At 71.8% G+C, this 19,921-nt stretch carries 18 protein-coding genes and 1 pseudogene; 11 read left to right on the forward strand and 8 right to left on the reverse strand.

Annotation, left to right across the window (positions count from 1 at the left end; genetic code table 11):
* The first annotated feature begins 443 nt into the window (after window positions 1-443).
* Window positions 444-692: an SCO4226 family nickel-binding protein gene (locus ACFYO5_RS31145; RefSeq protein ID WP_388715097.1), complete on the forward strand. Its 249-nt coding sequence runs from the start codon at window positions 444-446 to the stop codon at window positions 690-692.
* Window positions 693-810: 118 nt separating this feature from the next.
* On the opposite strand, the gene ACFYO5_RS31150 is transcribed toward ACFYO5_RS31145, so the two are convergent.
* Window positions 811-1,248 (reverse strand): DUF3592 domain-containing protein, encoded by a 438-nt coding sequence (locus ACFYO5_RS31150; protein ID WP_388715100.1) that lies wholly within the window; start codon window positions 1,246-1,248, stop codon window positions 811-813.
* A gap of 467 nt (window positions 1,249-1,715) precedes the next feature.
* Between ACFYO5_RS31150 and ACFYO5_RS31155 the strand changes: the two genes are divergently transcribed.
* Window positions 1,716-2,366: a TetR/AcrR family transcriptional regulator gene (locus tag ACFYO5_RS31155; RefSeq protein WP_388715103.1), complete on the forward strand. Its 651-nt coding sequence runs from the start codon at window positions 1,716-1,718 to the stop codon at window positions 2,364-2,366.
* Window positions 2,367-3,125: 759 nt separating this feature from the next.
* Here the strand turns inward: ACFYO5_RS31155 and ACFYO5_RS31160 are convergent.
* Window positions 3,126-3,710, reverse strand: coding sequence for a TetR/AcrR family transcriptional regulator (locus ACFYO5_RS31160; protein WP_388715325.1), 585 nt, complete (start codon window positions 3,708-3,710; stop codon window positions 3,126-3,128).
* A 318-nt stretch (window positions 3,711-4,028) separates the two neighbouring features.
* Between ACFYO5_RS31160 and ACFYO5_RS31165 the strand changes: the two genes are divergently transcribed.
* Entirely contained in the window at window positions 4,029-5,660 is a 1,632-nt protein-coding gene (locus ACFYO5_RS31165; RefSeq protein ID WP_388715106.1) for an MFS transporter, read from the forward strand.
* 478 nt (window positions 5,661-6,138) lie between these two features.
* The gene (locus ACFYO5_RS31170; RefSeq protein WP_388715328.1) at window positions 6,139-7,134 is read left to right on the forward strand and encodes an NAD(P)/FAD-dependent oxidoreductase; all 996 of its coding nucleotides are present in this window, start codon (window positions 6,139-6,141) and stop codon (window positions 7,132-7,134) included.
* A gap of 286 nt (window positions 7,135-7,420) precedes the next feature.
* Here the strand turns inward: ACFYO5_RS31170 and ACFYO5_RS31175 are convergent, their stop codons facing one another.
* Window positions 7,421-7,849 (reverse strand): DUF4265 domain-containing protein, encoded by a 429-nt coding sequence (locus ACFYO5_RS31175; protein ID WP_388715109.1) that lies wholly within the window; start codon window positions 7,847-7,849, stop codon window positions 7,421-7,423.
* Between the two features lie 43 nt (window positions 7,850-7,892).
* On the opposite strand from ACFYO5_RS31175, the pseudogene ACFYO5_RS31180 reads away from it, so the two are divergent.
* Together ACFYO5_RS31180 and ACFYO5_RS31185 are read left to right on the forward strand one after the other, a co-directional pair.
* Window positions 7,893-8,282 (forward strand): annotated as a pseudogene (locus tag ACFYO5_RS31180) (tyrosine-type recombinase/integrase); the annotation flags it as partial.
* Between the two features lie 575 nt (window positions 8,283-8,857).
* Complete coding sequence (locus ACFYO5_RS31185) at window positions 8,858-9,064, forward strand: hypothetical protein (protein WP_385676307.1); 207 nt, start codon at window positions 8,858-8,860, stop codon at window positions 9,062-9,064.
* A gap of 80 nt (window positions 9,065-9,144) precedes the next feature.
* Here the strand turns inward: ACFYO5_RS31185 and ACFYO5_RS31190 are convergent, their stop codons facing one another.
* Complete coding sequence (locus ACFYO5_RS31190) at window positions 9,145-9,906, reverse strand: phosphoglyceromutase (protein WP_356569087.1); 762 nt, start codon at window positions 9,904-9,906, stop codon at window positions 9,145-9,147.
* A 161-nt stretch (window positions 9,907-10,067) separates the two neighbouring features.
* Here ACFYO5_RS31190 and ACFYO5_RS31195 point away from each other — a divergent pair, with 161 nt between their 5' ends.
* Complete coding sequence (locus ACFYO5_RS31195) at window positions 10,068-11,474, forward strand: MDR family MFS transporter (protein ID WP_388715113.1); 1,407 nt, start codon at window positions 10,068-10,070, stop codon at window positions 11,472-11,474.
* Between the two features lie 54 nt (window positions 11,475-11,528).
* Here the strand turns inward: ACFYO5_RS31195 and ACFYO5_RS31200 are convergent, their stop codons facing one another.
* Entirely contained in the window at window positions 11,529-11,954 is a 426-nt protein-coding gene (locus ACFYO5_RS31200) for a DUF2000 domain-containing protein (protein WP_356569083.1), read from the reverse strand.
* A 49-nt stretch (window positions 11,955-12,003) separates the two neighbouring features.
* On the opposite strand from ACFYO5_RS31200, the gene ACFYO5_RS31205 reads away from it, so the two are divergent.
* Complete coding sequence (locus ACFYO5_RS31205; protein ID WP_388715117.1) at window positions 12,004-12,867, forward strand: AraC family transcriptional regulator; 864 nt, start codon at window positions 12,004-12,006, stop codon at window positions 12,865-12,867.
* Between the two features lie 233 nt (window positions 12,868-13,100).
* Here ACFYO5_RS31205 and ACFYO5_RS31210 read toward each other — a convergent pair whose 3' ends face one another.
* Together ACFYO5_RS31210 and mshA are read right to left on the reverse strand one after the other, a co-directional pair.
* A complete protein-coding gene (locus tag ACFYO5_RS31210) occupies window positions 13,101-13,610 on the reverse strand; it encodes a YbjN domain-containing protein (RefSeq protein WP_388715331.1) in 510 nt (169 codons plus the stop codon).
* A gap of 22 nt (window positions 13,611-13,632) precedes the next feature.
* Window positions 13,633-14,970 carry a D-inositol-3-phosphate glycosyltransferase gene (mshA, locus tag ACFYO5_RS31215; protein ID WP_388715120.1) on the reverse strand — a complete coding sequence of 446 codons (1,338 nt, stop codon included), beginning with the start codon at window positions 14,968-14,970 and terminating at the stop codon, window positions 13,633-13,635.
* A gap of 289 nt (window positions 14,971-15,259) precedes the next feature.
* Between mshA and ACFYO5_RS31220 the strand changes: the two genes are divergently transcribed.
* From ACFYO5_RS31220 to ACFYO5_RS31230, 3 genes are all read left to right on the forward strand, one after another.
* Window positions 15,260-16,051, forward strand: coding sequence for a class I SAM-dependent methyltransferase (locus tag ACFYO5_RS31220; RefSeq protein ID WP_388715123.1), 792 nt, complete (start codon window positions 15,260-15,262; stop codon window positions 16,049-16,051).
* A 445-nt stretch (window positions 16,052-16,496) separates the two neighbouring features.
* Window positions 16,497-17,585 carry an NlpC/P60 family protein gene (locus ACFYO5_RS31225; protein WP_388715334.1) on the forward strand — a complete coding sequence of 363 codons (1,089 nt, stop codon included), beginning with the start codon at window positions 16,497-16,499 and terminating at the stop codon, window positions 17,583-17,585.
* A 435-nt stretch (window positions 17,586-18,020) separates the two neighbouring features.
* Window positions 18,021-19,388: a PP2C family protein-serine/threonine phosphatase gene (locus ACFYO5_RS31230; protein WP_388715126.1), complete on the forward strand. Its 1,368-nt coding sequence runs from the start codon at window positions 18,021-18,023 to the stop codon at window positions 19,386-19,388.
* A 101-nt stretch (window positions 19,389-19,489) separates the two neighbouring features.
* Here ACFYO5_RS31230 and ACFYO5_RS31235 read toward each other — a convergent pair whose 3' ends face one another.
* A complete protein-coding gene (locus tag ACFYO5_RS31235) occupies window positions 19,490-19,807 on the reverse strand; it encodes a DUF2516 family protein (RefSeq protein WP_388715129.1) in 318 nt (105 codons plus the stop codon).
* Window positions 19,808-19,921 lie beyond the last annotated feature (114 nt).

The following is a 19,921-nucleotide window of genomic DNA, read 5'->3' on the forward strand; positions in this document are numbered from 1 at the left end:
CGCGGCGTCCCCCTCCGGAACGGGTCGGGGCGCCTGGAAGCCCCTGTGCGCCGTTGATGCGCCCGCCCGATCGGGCATGAAATGGGCAACAGGCGCTCCTGCCTCCAGGCCTCCAGGAGGAACCACATGGCCGAAGCCCCCAGCAAGCCCGACCCCACCCAGGAACGCCCGACCGAGCAGCCCGCCGAGATCAGAAGCCTGCTTCTGATCGCGGCATGCGGCTGTGGCTCGGGCTGCGGCTGCGGCTGCCAGTCAGGCAGCCCCTGCCAGTGCGGCTGAGACGTCACGACGAGAGGGGCCGGGCGCGCTGTGCGCCCGGCCCCTCTTCCCATGGCGTCGGTCCGCCCCTGCCCGCGCGAACCCGTGCGCACAGGAGCAGCATGGAGGTGACGACGGCAGACGGGCTCTGCGTGTCGGGCCCGCAGGAGAAAGGGGATGCGGTCATGACCAGGTTCATGGACGTCCACCACGGCATGGAGGGCATCACCGCCGACCAACTCCACCAGGCCCACCAGGCCGACCTCGCGATCGAGGCGGAGGAAGGGGTGCGCTTCGAAAGCGCCTGGGCGGACCCGGAGTCCGGCACCGTCTACTGCCTCTCCGAAGCCCCCTCCGCGGACGCGGTGCAACGCATCCACGAACGCGCGGGCCACAAGGCGGACGAGATCCACGCGGTGCCGCTGACGGCGTGACCGGAGCCGGGCCGTGGGCCGCGGCGACAGCTGTGTCCGCGGGGCCCACACCCACAGGGCCCACAGCGTCGGCTGAGGTCAGGACGCGTGCGGCCGCCCCGCCGCCCTGGTCGACGTCTTAAGGGTGCGCGTCCTGAGAAGCCCGGCCAGTCAGGGAGCCCGCACGCCGCTGCCGCCCCAAGGCGATCGCGGCCAGGACCGACATCACCAGGAGGAGCAGGGCTCCGGCGCCCGATGCCACGGCCAGTACGGCCGCGCCACCACCGTCGACATCGTCCTCACGGGCGGCCACCCGCGGGTCGTCCGCCCGGTACCGGACGGTCAAGCGCGTGCCGACGGAGTCCTTGCCGCCCCCGCTGCCTACCGGCAGATCGGCCACCACGGTCCGCCCAGCGGCCTCGAACCCGACCCGGCAGCGCCCCATCATGCAGGAACCGCCCGTCTGCAACGTGGCCTGAGTTCGCTCGCCATCACGGAGGGCACGTAGATGCTGGGCCGCCGGCAGCATCACCAGCACCGACAGCGCGCCCAACAGCAGTGCGGGCACCAGCGCCATGAACAGGCACGTACGAGGCCCCAAGCCGGCCATGGCCGTGTTCTGCCGCCGCACACCGGGGGCGCCTGCGTCCGACAGGTCTTCCGCACCTCTCGCCATATGTTTCCGTCCCGTCCCACCCAGTCGAAGCGGCATCCATGTAGTCGTGGCCGTCCGCCTGACAGGCTAGGTAGAGCCACGAGTTGGTGACACGTGCCGGTGTCGGCACGCTGCACACGGCCAGGCTGCCTGGCATCGGAAACGAAGGCCGGCGGAGCACCGGCCCCACCGCACCCGGCAGTGGACGCGAGTCCGGAACGCTCGTGGGCGTACAGGCACGCAGCACAATGGGCCACACGGCAGGGCACCGCAGCGGCCCCTGCACCAGACTGACCTGCGGGCTTGGAGTCCCAAGTGACAAAGGGGCTTCGGCTCGGCGTGACAAAATGGGGGCCGTTCGTCCGTCCTTCGATGCTGCGAGGTTCTCCGTGAGCAAGCACGTGGCCCGCGAGCCGCTGCGCCGTAATTCGCGGTCCAACCGGGCGCGCATCCTGGCCACGGCCCGTGAGGAGCTGGGGCGGAACCCCGATGTCACGCTGGAGGAGCTGGCGCGGGCCGCCGGGGTCGTCCGGCGCACCCTCTTCGGGCACTTCCCGGGGCGGGCGGCGCTGCTGGAGGCACTCGCCGAGGAAGCCGCCGAGACGTTGCGGAACGCGGTGGAGGCCGGGCCGGAGTCGGAGGAGTCGGCCGAGCGGGCGTTGGCGTGGTTCGTACTCCGGATGTGGCCCGTGGGCGACCGCTACCGCATGCTGCTGGCGCTCACCCGGCGGGACCTCGGCTCCGAGCGCGTCACCGAGGTGCTCGCGCCGGCCCGGGAGGCCGCCATCGGGATCCTGGAGCGCGGGCAGCGGGACGGCGTCTTCCACTCCCATCTGCCGCCGGCCGTGCAGAGCGCGGGCCTGATGGCGTTGATCGTAGCTCTGGTGGAGTCCGTCAACACCGGCGAGCTGGAGGACGACGGGCACCGGATCGCCACGGCCACCCTCATCGCGGCCGGCGTGCCGGAGGACCGGGCGAGCGCGGTGGTCGAGGAGGTCGCGTCGGCGATGGCTACGGCTCTTCCGGCCCACGGCGCCTGATCTCTCTCCGCCCGACCCGTTCGACGAGGTGTCCCGGGCGTCGTCGCGGCGGAAGGTGACCGACTTGCCGGAGAGGTGGGCGGTGAGGCCCTTTGCCGGAGAGGTGGGCGGTGAGGCCCTGCTCCGTGGTGGTGACCGAGCGCAGTCGGAGGCCGTCGGGGATGTTCCGCGGCGCGATCGACTCGGCGAAGACCTGACCGAGCGACTTCTCATCGGCCTCGGGCAGGGCGACGCGGCCCGCGACCTTGAAGTCCTCGAAGGTGACGCGCCCGCATCCTTGAAGTCCTCGAAGGTGACGCGCCCGCGACCTAGAAGTCCTCGAAGGTGACGCGGTCGCCGGAGGCCGCCGAGACGGTCGTCGTCGCGGTGTCGTCGAAGCCGAGAGCTGTCAGGACGCGGGGACGCGGGCGCGGATCCGGTCGGAACCGTAGCCCGGGTCAGTTCCAGGGCCTGGGTGCGCTGTCCGGACAGGTCCGCGTCCGACAGGAGGGCGGTCGCCTCCGCCGAACGGGCCCGGGCCTCACCGTCGCCGTCCGACTTCTTCAACCCATCCGCCCGCAGGGCGAGTTGGGCCACCGGCAGCGGGCGCTCGGAGCCGTCGCCGGGTTCGTGCGAGTACGAGGACTCGCACTCCCGGTCACGGTCGTGCTCGGGGCGGGGGCGGGGGCGGTACATCGGCCCTCTTCCAAAGGACTTCGGGGGACAGGGACTTGGGGTCGGACATCGGTGTGAGTGCGAGTGGGGGTACGGGCGCGGGTTTCAGACGGGACTCGGGGGCGGCCCGGACTTCCGTACGTGATCGACCTTCGCGGCGGCGGTGTCCGGGGCGACTCCCGCGGCGATGAGGGCGGCGGTGGCGGCGCCCGTGCCGTCGTCGGACCACAGGCCGCAGTCGACGCAGTCGAGCAGGGTCAGCAGTTCGGCCTCGATGGCTCGGACGAGCGGGTCGGGCGGGACGGCGGTCTGGAAGACGCCCTGCCGACGACCGTGGGCGAAGACCCCCGTGGCCATGGCGCGGGCGGGGGCCAGCAGTTCGTCGACGCGGGCGCGGGCGAGGTCATGGCCGCGGGCCAGCCGGATGAGGGCGCGGTAGCGGTCGCCGACGGGCCACACCGTGAGGACGAATCGCGCCATGTCCGCGACGGCGTCGGGGGTCGGGGCCGGGGCAACCGCGACGGCGCGCCGGATCGCCTCCGCGGCCTCGGCGGTCAGGCCCTCGACGAGCGCGGCCCGGCAGGCGAAGTGGACGTACACGGTGCGCCTGGCCACACCGGCGGCGGCGGCGATGTCCTCCAGGCGGCTGTCGGGGTCGCGGGTCAGTTCCCGTCGAGCGGCGTCGAGGATCCGGGCACGGGTGGCCCGCGCGTCCCGACGCCGCGCCGAAGTCGAGGTCGAAGTCGGCGAGGGGGACGAAGTCGAAGTCGGAGCAGAAGTCGGAGTCGGAGCAGGAGGGGACGGCGTCTCGTGGGGCCGGGCCGGAGACCGTCTCGGCCTCGTCGTCGGCGTTCGTGCTGGTCGGCTGGTCACGTCGGTACCTCGGGGGCGGGTGGGAGGAGGGAGTCATCGCGATAGTTGCACAGCGAGGGGCAATAAACTAGTCTGCACATCGATGGGCAATTAAGTGATTCCGCTCGTCCGCCCCGTCCCTCTCAGGAGCTACTGATGCCCTTCCTTGCGAACACCCCCGTGGAGAAGATGACCGAGCCGTACGCGCGGCGCTGGTGGGCGCTGCTCGTGCTGTGCCTGAGCCTGCTGATCACGGTGATGGCGAACACGTCGCTGATCGTCGCCGCCCCCGACATGACCACCGACCTGGGCCTGAGCAGCAGTGATCTGCAATGGGTCGTCGACGGCTACACCGTTCCGTACGCGGCGCTGATGCTGGTGCTGGGCGCGATCGGCGACAAGTACAGCCGGCGCGGCGCGCTGGTGCTGGGTCTGCTGATCTTCGCCGGCGGTTCGGTGATGGGGAGCATGGTCGACGAGACCTCGCTGGTCGTCGTGGCCCGCGCGATCATGGGTGTGGGTGCCGCGGTCGTGATGCCGGCCACGCTGTCCCTGCTGGTCGCGACCTTCCCCCGGAGCGAGCGGGCCAAGGCCATCACCGCCTGGGCCGCGACCTCCGGGGTGGCGGTAGCCGTCGGCCCGCTGGTCTCCGGCCGGCTGCTCGAGGACCACGCCTGGGGCTCGACCTTCCTGATCAACGTGCCGATCGCCGTCCTCGCCGTGTTCGGCGCGCTCGCCCTGGTACCGCCGTCCAAGGCGGAGGGCATGGGCCGGATCGACTACGTCGGTGGTCTGCTGTCGATCGTCACCGTCGGCTCCCTGATCTACGCCGCCATCGAGGGCCCGCACTCCGGCTGGGGCGCCGGCCCCGTCACCGCCGCCGTGGTCGCCGGTGTCGGTCTGGCCGCCTTCGTCGCGTGGGAGCTGCGGCACCCGCACCCAATGCTGGACGTCCGAAAATTCGCGCTGCGGCCGTTCAGCGGCTCGATGCTCGCGGTGATGTTCTTCTTCTTCGGTATGTTCGCCGTGATCTACTACGCGACGCAGTTCCTGCAGTTCGTCCTCGGCTACGGCCCCCTGGACACGGGTGTACGGCTGCTGCCGCTGGGCGGTGCGGTGTTCCTCGGGTCCGCGGTGACCGGGGTGCTCGCCCCGAGGCTGGGGGTGAGGGTGATGGCCGTGACCGGCCTGGCCGTCGGCACGGCGGGCATGTTCCTGCTCACCCAGATCGACAAGGGGTCGACGTACGGGGACTTCCTGGCGCCGCTGATGATGCTGGGCCTCGCGCTCGGACTGGCCATCTCCCCGGCGACCGACACGATCATGGGCTCCTTCCCCGAGTCGGAACTGGGTGTCGGCGGCGGTGTCAACGACACCGCGCTGGAGCTGGGCGGGGCGCTGGGCATCGCGGTGCTGGGCTCGCTGCTGGGCACGGCCTACCGGGACGAGCTGACCGACCTGGTGGGCGACCGGCTCCCGGCGGAGGCGATGGAGACCGCCAAGGACTCGGTCGGCGCCGGCCTGGCCGTCGCGGAGCGGGTCGGGCAGGATCCCGCCGCCGGGCCCCAGCAGGCCCAGGCGGCCGTGGACGCCGTCCACCAGGCCTTCGCCCACGGAGTCGCCCAGACCAGCCTCATCGGCGGGATCATCATGGCCGCCGGAACACTGATCGTCCTCGCGGTCCTGCCGGGCCGGCGCGGGTCCGCGAAGCGGAACGCCGAGCCGGAGGCCGGGACCGCGGCGAGCGAGGCGGCGACTGTGCGGGAGCACACCGGGTCCACCCGCTAGATCGCCGGCGGGGCGTCCACTGGATCGCCGGGGACGCGTCCGCCGGGTCGCCGGCGGGGCGTCCGGCGGGTCGCTGGCGGGGCGTCCGCCGGTCGCCGCCGGGTCGCCGCCGGGTCGCTGGCGGGTCGCCGGCGGGGCGTCCGCCGGGTTGCCGAGGACGCGTCTGCCGGATCCGTCCGCCGGGTGCGTCGGCCAGGAGCCCGGTGACGCGGGACGCGCAGGGCGCGGCGCGGTCCACGGCCCACGGCCGGCGGGTCTCCTGTCGGAGCACCTCACCGTCCTCGGCCTCCGGGCCGCCGGCCCGAGGCTCTCCTCCGGGGCGACCCGGAGGAGGCGCCCGTCGAGTTCGACGACTTCGCCGAGCCAAAGACGGTCGCCGACCGCATCCTGGGCTTTCTGCACAGCAGCTGCCCCCTCCAACCACCCAGAACTCGAAGGGTCGACCGGGACCATGACCGAGAAGGAAAGGCAGGAGGCCATGGCTGTGGCGACTCCTCCGTACACGAGCGACGCACTGGCCGAGGGGACCGTCGACGCGGTGGTGATCGGCGGGGGCGCCGCGGGGCTGAACGGTGCACTGATCCTCGCCCGCTCCCGCCGCTCGGTCGTCGTGATCGACAGCGGCTCCCCGCGCAACGCGCCCGCGAAGGCCGTGCACGGCCTCCTCGCCCTGGACGGCACCCCGCCGTCCGAACTCCTTCGACGGGGCCGGGAGCAGGTGCGCCAGTACGGCGGACGCGTCGTGTCCGGCGAGGTGGTCTCGGCCGAGCCCGCCGCCCCGTCGGCGGACGGGGACCTGCGGTTCACCGTCACCCTGGCCGACGGCCGCCCCATCACCGCCCGCCGCATCCTGGTGGCCACCGGCCTCACGGATGTGCTGCCGGAGGTGCCCGGGCTCGCCGGGCACTGGGGGGACAGCGTGGTGCACTGCCCGTACTGCCACGGCTGGGAGGTGCGCGACGAGCCCATCGGCATCCTCGCCACCGGCGCGGCCTCCATCGGCCACGCGTTTCTGTTCCGTCAGCTGACCGAGGACCTGACCTACTTCACCCACGGAACCGACCTGGACGAGGACAGCCGCGCCCGCTTCGCCGCCCGCGGCATCCGCGTCATCGACACCCCGGTCACCGAGGTCGTCAACGACGCCGACGGTGCCCTCGCCGGGGTGCGCCTGGCCGACGGCCAGGTCGTGGCCCGCCGCGTCCTCGCGGTCGCCGCGCGGATGCAGGCCCGCACCCAGGGCCTGGAAGGTCTGGGCCTGCCGGTGCAGGACCTGCCGGTGGGCCGCGGTTTCGCCTCCGGCATGGCCGGCGCCACCGAGGTGCCGGGTGTGTGGGTGGCCGGCAACGTCACCGATCCGGTCGCCCAGGTGGGGGCCTCCGCAGCGGCCGGCGCACTCGCCGGCGCCGACATCAACAGGATGCTGGCCACCGCGGACACCGACGCGGCCCTCGAGGGAGGATCGCCGAGGTAAGCCCAGAAGCGGCCACAGGATGATCGTTCCTCGCGGCGTCTCCACAGGGCCTTCGCCCCAGCCCGGACCTGCGCCGCGCGCTCGGTGCGCCGGTACATGTCCAGCTCTCGCAGCGTCGGGTCCCGGATCATCACCGAGCTGGTGTGGCTCCCGTCAGCCCCCCCCCCTGAACCGACACCCCCGCCGAGACCGCCGTCCCGTAGCCCTGCTGATCATTCTCGACATCCGGGTGCGACGCTCACTGCCGTCCTATCTGACGGCCCAGCCATGCGTCCCGTGAACGGCGTCAGCCGGCGGAGGCCGCCCGCCACCGCGCGGTGATACACCCCTCTTCCACGTGCCACCACTCCTTGGCCACACCGTGGTTGAGCAGCTTCTGCACCTTGGTGAAACAGACACCGAGTTCGTGAAAGGCGTTGAGCACGCTCTGCCGTGCGGCTTCCGAGCCGCCGTCACGCACCACGATGAGGCGGATGGTGCTGTTCTCCGAACGCCGAACCACCTCGCCGGCCCACCGCACGCCCTCCTCGTCGGGCTCGGTGGCCACGATGTCCCCGCAGGCAATGCCCCGGACGAACCAGGGGATGTTGTCGAGCCGTGCGGTGCCGTCGCCCTGGTCGACAGCCCACAGACTCTCCACCGACGCCGGGGGCCAGTCGTCCTCGCTCTCAAGTCGGAAGTGCACCTTCACGTACGGGCCCTCGGGGTTCGCCATGGTGCTCAGGATGCACAGCCCTGCCGCGCCGGCCGCAGGCGGTCCCTCGGTCGACATCACCTTGCCGTGGAAGATGGCGGACGGGCCTCCGGTGACCAAGCGGCTGATCTTCACCGGGCCGCGCGGTGGTCACGTCTGGCGGACGTCCCTCAACGAAGGGGTGTGGAAGCGGGCGCTGGCCTCGGCCGGTGTGATCCCCGAGCGAAAGGCTGGCGAGTCGTACGCCGAGTCTCGCGACAACGGCTTGCACGCGCTCCGCCACTTCTACACCTCGGTGCTGCTGGACGCCGGAGAGAACATCAAGGCTCTCGCCGAGTACCTGGGCCACTCGGATCCTGGCCTGACGCTTCGCGTCTACGCGCACCTCATGCCGTCCAGTCAGGAGCGCATGTGCAAGGCAGTCAGTGCGATCTTCAGATCGCAGGAGCTCTAGCTAGCTTGTCAGCAGTCGACCCCAAACGGTGTCCGATTTGGTCCTCAAATTTGAGATCCGTTTCGCAGTCCAAATCTAGGTTCCAAAATCTAGGATCAAATCGGCTGAGCCAAACCGACTTGGCCAAACCGACTTGGCCAAACGGATTTGGCAAAGCGGATTTGGGAAACCGGCTGAGCAAACCGGGAACCCAGACCGCGACTGGTCCCCGAGCAGCCCAACCCCCGCCAGCATGCCCTGTAGCAACGCGGGGGGGGGGGGGGACGAGACGGCGCGGTGACGCAGGTCAGCACCAGCAACGCGGCGCGAGCACTGTGGACCCAGCACGAAGCGACGCAGGGCGACAAGGAGACTCCTGGAAAGATTGGAGAGTCTTCAAAGCCTCCGAGCATTCTTGGAGTGCTCTGACTGTCCACCATCGTGGACAGTCCGTCTACGCAAGCGAACAGAGTGGCTTTTAGCTGCGCGTTTGGCTGGCGCGTGAGGCTGTGGGAAAGTTTCAGCGGCATACGAATGCCGCCCGATCAGGGGCGGCATTCGTCTCCATTGCCACGTCCCAGAAATCACCTTGCCAAGTGAACCGAGCCCAGCTGGAGAGCCTCATGGTCCCACGCGTCGGCGTGACCGTCGACATCCATCCCCGCGACCTGCCGATCGCACTCATCGGCACGGCCGGCGGTGCACTCGCCCTCTGGGCCGACGCTCCGGTCGAGATCGCCGTCCCCGTGGCGCTGTTGATCGTCCTGGACGTCCGCATCCGCCGCTGGCGTCGTCGCACCTGACGGCCCAGGGACGGCCCAGCCCCACCAAAAAGCCCCCACCCCGCGAGGAACTCGCAGGTCGGGGGCTTATCAGCGTCGCGTTACTTCTTCTTGCCCTGGTTCTTGACCGCCTCGATCGCTGCCGCTGCCGCGGCCGGGTCGAGGTAGGTGCCGCCGGGGGTGAGCGGCTTGAAGTCGGTGTCCAGTTCATAGGACAGGGGGATGCCCGTGGGGATGTTCAGGCCCGCGATGTCCGCGTCGGAGACGCCGTCGAGGTGCTTGACCAGGGCGCGGAGCGAGTTGCCGTGGGCGGCGATCAGGACGGTGCGGCCGGTGAGGAGGTCGGGGACCACGGCGTCGAACCAGTACGGGAGCATGCGGACGACGACGTCCTTGAGGCATTCCGTCCGGGGGCGCAGCTCCGGCGGCAGGGTCGCGTAGCGGGCGTCGTCGAACTGGGAGTACTCGGCGTCGCGGGCGAGCGGCGGCGGCGGGGTGTCGTACGAGCGGCGCCAGAGCATGAACTGCTCCTCGCCGAACTCGGCGAGCGTCTGCGCCTTGTCCTTGCCCTGGAGGGCGCCGTAGTGACGCTCGTTCAGGCGCCAGGAGCGGTGGACCGGGATCCAGTGGCGGTCGGCGGCCTCGAGGGCCAGCTGGGCGGTACGGATCGCGCGCTTCTGGAGCGACGTGTGGACCACGTCGGGCAGCAGGCCGGCGTCCTTGAGCAGCTCACCGCCGCGGACCGCCTCCTTCTCGCCCTTCTCGTTGAGGTTGACGTCCACCCAGCCGGTGAACAGGTTCTTCGCGTTCCACTCGCTCTCGCCGTGGCGGAGGAGGATCAGCTTGTACGGTGCGTCGGCCATGGCTATGAGCGTAATCCAAGGTTTTGGGGGCCGGTGCCCCGTGCCCGAGGAGCGGACAGCCGACGGACGGTTGACGGGATCTGTTAATCGAGTGGTCGCATGAGCCGGGCTTCTCGTAAGTTCTAGACACCGCCTGCGCCGCTTACATCGGGGGATCAGCCATGTCGTCCGTCGTCTCCGTCAGATCCTTCCGGCGTGCCGCCCGGGAGACCGTCTCCGGGTTGCCCCGTGAGTTCTGGTGGCTGTGGACCAGCACCCTGGTGAACCGGCTCGGTGCCTTCGTCGCCACCTTCATGGCGCTGTATCTCACGCTCGACCGCGGCTACTCCGCCTCCTACGCCGGTCTGGTGGCCGCGCTGCACGGGCTGGGCGGGGTCGTCTCGTCCCTCGCCGGCGGCGTGATGGCCGACCGGCTCGGGCGGCGGCCCACGATGCTCGTCGCGCAGACCGCCACCGCGCTGTCCGTGGCCGCCCTCGGTTTCGTGCACCACCCGCTGGCCATCGCCGGTGTCGCGTTCCTCGTCGGCATGGCCTCCAACGCCTCCCGGCCCGCGGTGCAGGCGATGATGGCCGACATCGTGCGACCCGAGGACCGGGTCCGGGCGTTCTCGTTGAACTACTGGGCCATCAACCTCGGGTTCGCGATCTCGACCATGGGTGCCGGGTTCATCGCCGAGGTCAGCTATCTCGCCGGGTTCCTGATCGAGGCCGGCATGACGCTGGCCTGCGCGATCGTCGTCTTCCTGAAGCTGCCCGAGTCGCGGCCGGAGCAGGGCGGCATGGACGGGGAGGGCGCTCAGGAGGAGGCCGTCGGGCTGGGGACCGTACTACGCGACCGGCGGTTCATGGGGGTGGTCGGGCTGTCCTTCCTGGTCGCGTTCATCTTCCAGCAGGGCGCGATCGGCCTGCCGGTGGCGATGGGCGAGGCCGGCTTCACCCCGGCCGACTACGGCATGGCGATCGCCGTCAACGGCGTGCTGATCGTCGCGTTGCAGATCCCCGTCACGCGCTTCATCCAGCACCGCGATCCGGGCCGGCTGCTGGTGATCTCGTCCGTGCTCGCCGGGTACGGCTTCGGACTCACCGCCTTCGCGGGATCGGTCGGCGTGTTCGCCCTCACCGTCTGCGTGTGGACGCTCGCCGAGATCGTCAACGCGCCGACCCAGACCGGCCTCGTGGTCCGCCTCTCCCCCGTCCACGGACGCGGCCGCTACCAGGGCATGTACACCATGTCGTGGGCGGTGGCCTCGCTCGTGGCTCCTCTGATGTCCGGCGTCGTCATCGACCGGTACGGCGCGGAGTGGCTGTGGGGACTGTGCGCCGTCGTAGGGACGGTCGCGGGCGTCGGGTACGCGGTGCTGATGCGGCACCTGGCCGCCGAGGACCCCCTCACCGAGCCCACGACGGTGCCCACAGTGACGCGTACAGCCGTGCCTACCGCGGTGCCCACAGCCGTCGCTCCGGCCGAGCCTGTTTCCGTCCTCCCGGACGCGCCCCTTGCCGAGTACTCGGACGCGCCCACCGCCGAACGCCCGGCCGCGCCCCAGGCGGAGGTCACGACCGCCTGAGTCGGCTACCGCTCCCCCTTCCCCTCCCCTCTTCCGCCGTCTCCCCCGCCCCTCTCACGGATGCATCCGCGCCCCCTTCAGCACCTTGTCCACCGCGTTGCGCGGCCCGTACACCGCCAGTCCCACCAGGTCCAGGCCGCCTGTCGGCACGGCCCGTACCGCCGCGCGGTTGTCGCGGTCGTTGCCGGTGGCGAACAGGTCGCCGGTGAAGACCGCGCGCGGGAGGGCCCGGGAGAGCACGCGCGCGTGGGCCGCCGTCAACGTCTCCTTGGCGCCCTCGAAGACCAGCACGGGCTGGCGGAACATCGGCAGGTAGGGGATACCGTCCCCGTCCTCGTACGGCTCCCCGATCACCTCGGGGACCTCGGCACCCAGGCCGCTGACCAGGAACGCGGTGACGTTCAGGCGCTGCCAGGTCTCCAGGTCCTCGCGCAGCAGGACGGCGATCTTCGTGTCGAAGCGCAGGGGTTCAGTGCTCATGCCACGAGACTGCCGTCCGGCGTACGGCGGCGTCTTGTACGTTCTTTGCATGGCCGTTTCCCGCCCGGCCCCGCGGCCGACCGCCGACGTCTCCGCCTGGCGCCCGCAGGTCCCGGGCGTCGTGGAGGTCTTCCACGCGCACTTCACCGGCTACGCCTATCCGATGCACGTGCACGAGGCGTGGACGCTCCTCATCGTCGACGACGGGGCCGTACGGTACGACCTCGACCGGCATGAGCACGGCACCCCGCACGACACCGTGTCGCTGCTGCCGCCGCACGTGCCGCACAACGGGTCCGCCGCCACCGCGGACGGCTTCCGCAAGCGGGTGCTGTACCTCGACGCGAGCGTGCTCGGCGAGGAGCTGATCGGGGCGGCCGTGGACGGGCCCGATCTGCGGGATCCGGTGCTGCGGCAACGGGTGGGACGGTTGCACGGCGCGCTGTCCCGCCCCGGCGACGAGCTGGAGGCGGACAGCCGGCTGACGTTCATCGGCGAGCGGCTGCGCGGGCTGCTGCGGCCGGGCCGGGCCGTACGGGCGCCGTTCCGCGACCCCGTCCTGGCGCGCCGGCTGCGGGAACTCCTCGACGCCCGCGTGACGGAGGGGCTGACGCTGAACACGGCGGCCGGGCTGCTTCAGGCGCATCCGGCGCATCTGGTGCGGGCGTTCAGCGGGGCGTACGGCATCGCGCCGCACCAGTACCTGACCGCCCGCCGGGTGGACCGGGCCCGTCGGCTGCTGCTCGACGGGCTGCCGGCGGGCGAGGCGGCGGTGGCCGCGGGCTTCTACGACCAGGCCCATCTCACCCGGCACTTCCGGAGGTTGGTGGGGGTGACACCGGGGAGGTACGGGTCGTCGTCCGTCCCCCACCCGCCGCCCATCTCCGCACCTGCACCGGCACCGGCTACCTGACGTCGACGTGGCCGTCGTCGCCGGCCGCCGGAGCGCCGGGGCGTCGGCCGCCGGGGCGCCACTGGTCGTGGCCGTCTCGCCGAAGGTCCGGCGGCGCCGGCAGCCGACGGCATCGGCGGACGGTGGAGGCCGTGGTCCGGTGGCACCGTGGCGAGCGTGGCCAGCGAGGGCCCGGACACCGTCATGTTGGTGCGGGCCGCCTCCCCGGTCGGTGCGGCGAACGCCGTCGGCGTCTACTGGCTGGGGCTGGGGCGTTGCGTCAGGTTGCGGAACGCGTCGAGGTTGCGGGTGGACTCGCCGCGGGAGACGCGCCAGGCGTACTCCTTGCGGATCGCGGAGGCGAACCCCAGCTCCAGCAGGGTGTTGAAGGCGCCGTCGGCGGCCTCCAGGACCTGGCCGAGGAGCCGGTCGGTCTCCTCCGGGGTGACCGTGGAGAGGGGCAGGCGGGCGGTGACGTAGACGTCGCCGAGGGGGTCGACGGCGTAACTCACGCCGTACAGCCTGAGGTTGCGCTCCAGGAGCCAGCGGTGGACGCCTGCCTCGTTCTCGTCGGGGTGGCGGATGACGAAGGCGTTCAGCGACAGGGAGTGGCGGCCGACGATCAGGGAGACGGTCGTCCGCAGTTTGCGGGTGCCAGGGAGCTGGACGACGTAATTGCCGGGCTCGGGGCTCTCCCACTCCAGTTCGGCGTCCTTCAGGACGTCCTCGATGACCTTCGCGGCCGTCTTCTCCGCCTCGCCCATCCTGGCACCACCCTTGTCGGCCTCACCCATGCTGGGAGCGTACGTGACGGCGGTGGGACTGTACGGCGGCCGTGTAGACGTCGCCGGTGGCGGCGGCCGCGGTGTCCCAGCCGAACGACTGGGCGTGCCGGGCGGCGGCCGCGCCCATGCGGGCGGGCAGCTCCGGGTGGTCGGCGAGTTCGGCGAGCACGCGCGCGTAGTGGGCGGGTTCGTGGCCGTGCACCAGGAAACCGGTCTCGCCGTGGCGGACCGCCACCGGCAGTCCGCCGACCGAGGCCGCGAGCACCGGCGTGCCGGTGGCCTGCGCCTCTATGGCGACCAGACCGAACGACTCGCTGTACGACGGCACGACGAGCACGGACGCGGCCCGGAACCAGTCGGCGAGCTGCTCCTGGCCGACGGGCGGGTGGAACCGTACGACGTCGGAGATGCCGAGGCGGGCGGCCAGCTTCTGCAGACCCTCCGGTTGGGCGAGGCCGCTGCCGCTGGGGCCGCCGACGATCGGTACGACCATCCGCGTCCGCAGCTCGGGGCGCTGGTCGAGGAGCACGGCGACGGCGCGCAGGAGCACGTCGGGCGCCTTGAGAGGCTGGATGCGGCCGGCGAAGAGCGGGATCAGGGCGTCCCGCGGAAGGTCCAGGCGGGCGCGGGCGGCTGCTCGGCCGTCCGCGGGACGGAAGCGGTCGAGGTTGACACCGGGGTGGACGACGGCGATCTTGCCGGGGTCGGCGCCGTAGTGCCGGGCGAGTTCGCCGGCCTCCTCCGCGGTGTTGGCGATGAGACGGTCGGCGGCGTCGACGATCTGCATCTCGCCGATGACGCGGGCGGCGGGCTCGGGGGTGTCGCCGTCGGCGAGGTTGGCGTTCTTGACCTTGGCCATGGTGTGCATGGCGTGCACCAGGGGCGTGCCCCAGCGCTGGGCGGCGAGCCAGCCGACGTGGCCGGAGAGCCAGTAGTGCGAGTGGACGAGGTCGTAGTGGCCGGGGCGATGGCCGGCCCAGGCCTGCATCACGCCGTGCGTGAAGGCACACAGCTGCGCCGGCAGCTCCTCCTTGGCGAGGCCCTCGTAGGGGCCGGCGTCGATGTGCCGGACGAGGACGCCGGGCGCCAGGTCGACGGTGGGCGGGAGGCCGCCGGTGGTGGCGCGCGTGAAGATCTCGACCTCGATGTTGATCGCGGCGAGGCGCTGCGCCAGCTCCACGATGTACACGTTCATGCCGCCGGCGTCGCCGGTGCCGGGCTGGTGGAGGGGTGAGGTATGCACGGAGAGCATGGCGACACGCCGAGGACGGCGGTGCAGTCGCAGTCGTGAGGGTGCCGCCGAGGTGCGACGCCCGAGCCTGCTGACGTACTGGCTCACGTGGCGTTTCCTCCTTGCTGCGGGCAAGCCGGACGGAGGGTGTGGCCGTCCCTTCAAGCTGATGCAACGCCGGAGCGTGGTATTCCCATTCCGTACGGCCGCGCCGCGGGGTGGTTTTTGCCTTGTCGTTACCGTCTATCGCTCAACCGTTCGAGGGTCAGTGGCGTCGCGGGACGCCCCGTGACCAGCGGGCTCTCACCGCCGGGTACCGCATACCCTCAAAGGCATGTCCCCCCGTACGCCGCCCCTCCCCCGCTCTCGGCATCGCCCGAGCGGGGGGACCGCCGTCGTGGGCACGGTCACGCGCGGGACCACCAACCCCAACCGGCTGCGCCGCATGGACCGCTGGATCGCCGCGGTGCACGGCGCCGAGCTGCGCCGTGCCGACGGCCCCGTGGCCGTCGATCTGGGCTACGGCGCCGCACCCTGGACCGCCGTCGAGCTGCTGTCCCGGCTGCGGTCCGTCGCGCCGCACGCGCGCGTGGTGGGCGTGGAGATCGAACCGGCCCGGGTCACCGCCGCGAAGCCGTACGAACGCGAGGGCCTGGTCTTCCGGCACGGCGGCTTCGAGGTCCCGGTGGCGGAGCCCCCGCAGCTCATCCGCGCCGCCAACGTGCTGCGCCAGTACGACGAGGACGAGGTCGCCGCGGTGTGGGAACGGCTGTGTTCCCGGCTCGCGCCCGCCGATCCCGGGCGGGGGTCCCTAGGGGGACTGCTCGTGGAGGGGACGTGCGACGAGATAGGGCGGCGGCACGTGTGGGTCGCGCTCGGGCCGGAGGGGCCGCGCACGGTCACCTTCGCGACCCGGCTGGGATCCCTCGTACGGCCCTCGGACCTGGCGGAACGACTCCCGAAGGCACTGATCCACCGCAATGTCCCCGGCGAACCCGTGCACGCCTTCCTGCGCGACTTCGACCGCGCCTGGGCCGCGGCCGCGCCCTACGCCTCCTACGGCGCCCGCCAGCGGTGGATCCGCGCGGCGCGGGCCCTGACCGCCGACTGGCCACTGACGGACGGTCCCGCGCGGTGGCGGCAGGGGGAAGTGACCGTGGCGTGGGGGGCGTTGGCGCCGGCCGGGTAGCGGGCGTCGGGGAGGGGCGGGGGTCGAAGGCGGGGATCGAGGACGGGATCTGGGGGCGGTGGCGGGAGTCGGCATCCGAGGACGTGGAACGCGGGGCCGGGTTCCGTCGCCGCCACCGTCGCGATCCGGTCCTGAGCGCGGGTGGGACCGGGCGCATGCCCGACGGAACACCTCCTCCCAGACGCCGCGTTCACCTCCGGCACCACCAACTGCCCCCGGCTCCTGACCCTCAGCCCACTACCCCCAGCCCCCAGCCCCCAGCCCCCAGCCCCCAGCCCCCAGCCCCGGGAACGATCTCCGTGAGGCGTTCGTCACAATGACGGGGAGATCGTCATGCCGGGACGGGACCGGGGGGAAGGACTGCCTCTGTCGTTTTCCGTCGTGGCGTGGCACGATCCCCCGGGTGACCGTAAGTTACTGACGGTAAATCAGCTTGGGGGACGTTATGGGTTCGGGCAAGCGCGGCCTGCTCGCGGCGGCCGTGACCGTGGTGTGCACGGTCACCGTCCTGGCGGTACCGGGCACCGCGTTCGCGAGTCCGACCCCGACCCCGGCCCCGACGACCGCCCCCGACCTGACCCCGCCGCCCGCGACCAACGAGGATCTCGAAGCGGTCCGCGAGAAGCTCGACACGCTGTACCACGACGCCGCCGTCGCCACAGAGGCCTACAACGCGGCCGAGGAGCAGGCGAAGAAGCAGTCCGCGGAGTTGGTCGAACTGGCGAAGAAGATCGTCGAGGGCCGGGGGAAACTGGCCGATCTCAAGAACCGCGCCGGTGCCGCGGCCCGGTCCCAGTACCGCGGCGGCGGCCTGCCGGACGAGGCGCAGTTGCTGCTCAGCGAGGACCCGGGCGAGTTCCTGGACGGCGCGGGCCGGGTGATCCAGGGGCAGCGCGCCACCAAGGGCCTGCTCGCCGAGATGACCCGGACGCAGGAGGACTTGGAGCAGTACGCCAAGGACGCCTCCGCCCAGTGGCAGAAGCTGGAGGCCAACCGCAAGGCCAGGGCCGCCGCCCAGAAGAAGATCGAGAAGCAGATCGCGGCGGCCGAGAAGCTAGAGTCCGCGCTGGAGAAAGAGGAGAAGGAGCGCCTCGCCCGGCTCCAGGAACAGGCCGCGCAGAAGGCGCAGACCGCCTGGCTGGACACCGGGATACTCGACGGCGCCACCAGCGGCAAGGGCACCGCGCAGGGCACCAGGGCCGTCCGGTACGCCACCGCGCAGATCGGCAAGCCGTACGTGTGGGGCGCCGAGGGTCCCGACTCCTTCGACTGCTCCGGTCTGACCTCCCGGGCCTGGGAGGGCGCGGGCGTCGCCATCCCCCGCACCTCGCAGGAGCAGTGGCGGCAGCTGAAGCAGGTCGCCGTCAAGGACATGCGCCCCGGTGACCTGATCATCTACTTCGACGACGCCAGCCACGTCGCGATGTACGTCGGCGGCGGCACGATGGTCCACGCCCCGCGCCCCGGCCGGACGATCACCCTCGCGGGGGCGGGTTCGATGCCGATCCTCGGAGTGGTGCGGCCCGACGCGTAGGACGCAGGGCGCCGGGCAGGGCGCAGGGGGAACCGGCAGGGCACCGTGGCGCCCGGCAGGACGCAGGAGCGAACCGGCCAGGGCACCGTGGCGCCGGGCAGCGCACCGTGGCGCCGCGTGAGCCGCGGACAAGTGACCGAGTACGGCAACGGATGCTCGCCGTGAGCCCTCTCCCGCCCGCGTGACCACGGCCACGTGACGCATGGCACGCGGCTCTGCCGCCAAACCGCGCAGGGACGTGACCTTCGTCATCTCCGCCCCCGCACCGCCCTGCCCAACTGCGGTACGGATCGCGGCATATGACAATGGCCAGAGATCAAGCGACGTGCCGTACACCATTCCGCTGCGGCGCCTTCTGCCGCTATGGTCCCCGTCGGTGGGTCGAGGTCCCTCGTCCCCGCCATGCCCTCGGGGGGAGGGAAGGAACCCGAAACGATGCCCGTACCCGTACCGCGGCAGAGAGCGATCCCGGCCGTGGAGTGTGGTCAGGCGCAGGCCGCGCCCGCAGACGGGGGTCCCACCACGGGAGTGGCCCCGCGCACGGACGACCGGACCGACGACCGCGAGGAAGCGACCGTCGAGAACAACGCCGCACCCGGCGACGGCGTCCCCCACGGCGTGAGCCCCACCCACACCACCCTCACACTGCTGCTGATCGAGGACGACCCCACGGCCGCCCCGATCGTGCCCGACCTGCTCGACTCGGCCGGCAAGCCGATCCGGGTGCGCACCGCCCGCAACCTCACCGAGGCCGGGCGGCTGCTCACCGACGACGTCCACTGCATCCTGCTGGACCTCGCGCTGACGGCACCCGGCCGCACCGCCGACGACGACGAGCTGGCCGTACTCCGGCATGTCCTGGAACTGGCGCCCCGGCACGCCGTGCTCGCCCTGACCGCGTCCGGTGACGCCGAGCGCGGCGCGGAGGCGGTACGCGTCGGCGCACAGGACTACCTGTTCCGCGACGAGTTGGACGGACGGCTGCTGAGCCGCGCCATCCGCTACGCCGTGGAGCGCAAGCGGTCGGACTCCGCCGAGCGGCGGCTCGCCGAAGGCAAACTGCGCGCGCAGGAGAACGCCCGCCTGGAGCGCGGCCTGCTGCCGACGCCCCTGCTGGAGGGCTCCCCGCTGCGCTTCGCCGCCCGTTACCGCCCCGGCCGCTCCCGCGCGCTGCTCGGCGGCGACTTCTACGACACCGTCCGCACCCCGGACGGCACGGTCCACGCGATGATCGGCGACGTCTGCGGGCACGGTCCGGACGAGGCGGCGCTCGGCGTGGAGCTGCGGATCGCCTGGCGGGCGCTGACGCTGGCCGGGCTGTGCGGCGACGAGCTGCTGAACACGCTCCAGCAGGTGCTGGAGCACGAGCGCGACAACGACGAGATCTTCGCGACGCTGTGCACGGTGGACATCGCACCCGACGGCCGTCGCGCCGGCCTCTGCCTGGCCGGACATCCGGCGCCGCTGATCGCCCGCCCCGACCAGCCGGCCCGGCTGCTGCCGTACGACAACAACGGCCCGGCGCTCGGACTGCTGCCCGGCGCCCGCTGGCCGCGGATGCAGGTCGAGCTGGGCGCGGAGTGGAGCCTGATGCTCTACACCGACGGGCTGATAGAGGGGCGCGTCGGCGAGGGCCGGGAGCGGCTGGGCCAGGACGGCATGGTGGAGATGATCCGCCGACAGCTCGCGGCGGGCCTGCGTGGCGAGGATCTGCTGCGGTCCGCGGTCAACGAGGTCCGCGACCTGAACGGCGGTGAGCTGACCGACGACGTGGCGGTCGTCCTGCTGGACCGGACGCCGTAGACCGGACGGGCTGCTGGACCGGACGCCGCAGGCCGGAGGGCTGCTGGACCGGATGCCGTAGACCGGCTGCTGGACCGGAGCCGTAGACCGGACGAGCGCGGCTACCGGCCGCCGTTGTACGGCCCGTACGGTCCGTCGCTGCTGGAACCGCCGCCCCTGCGGCTGCGGCCGCCGCCCGGCAGGGAGCGCAGGGCGGGCCGGACGTCGACCATGTACACGATGGTGGCGATCAGGCCGACGATCGGCAGGAACGACAGGATGGGAAAGATCAGGTTCACCACGAAGGCGAGCCCGAGGATGATCATCCAGAACGGCTTGGTCTGCTTGTCGGCGGCCCGGAAGCCGTCCTCGCGGCGGATCACCGCGTCGAACAGGGCGAAGCCGCTGAACACGATCAGGGCCAGGCTCAGCAGAGACATGAACCCGGCGAAACCTTGCATCAGCACTACGTCCACCACCCGACTCGGCACGACATCGCTCGTCCTTACGCGGTCACCGTACCCGCAACCGCGCCCGCACTACCCGTACAACGA

The sequence above is a fragment of the Streptomyces sp. NPDC006259 genome (genome assembly GCF_042870975.1).
Taxonomy (GTDB): Bacteria; Actinomycetota; Actinomycetes; order Streptomycetales; family Streptomycetaceae; genus Streptomyces.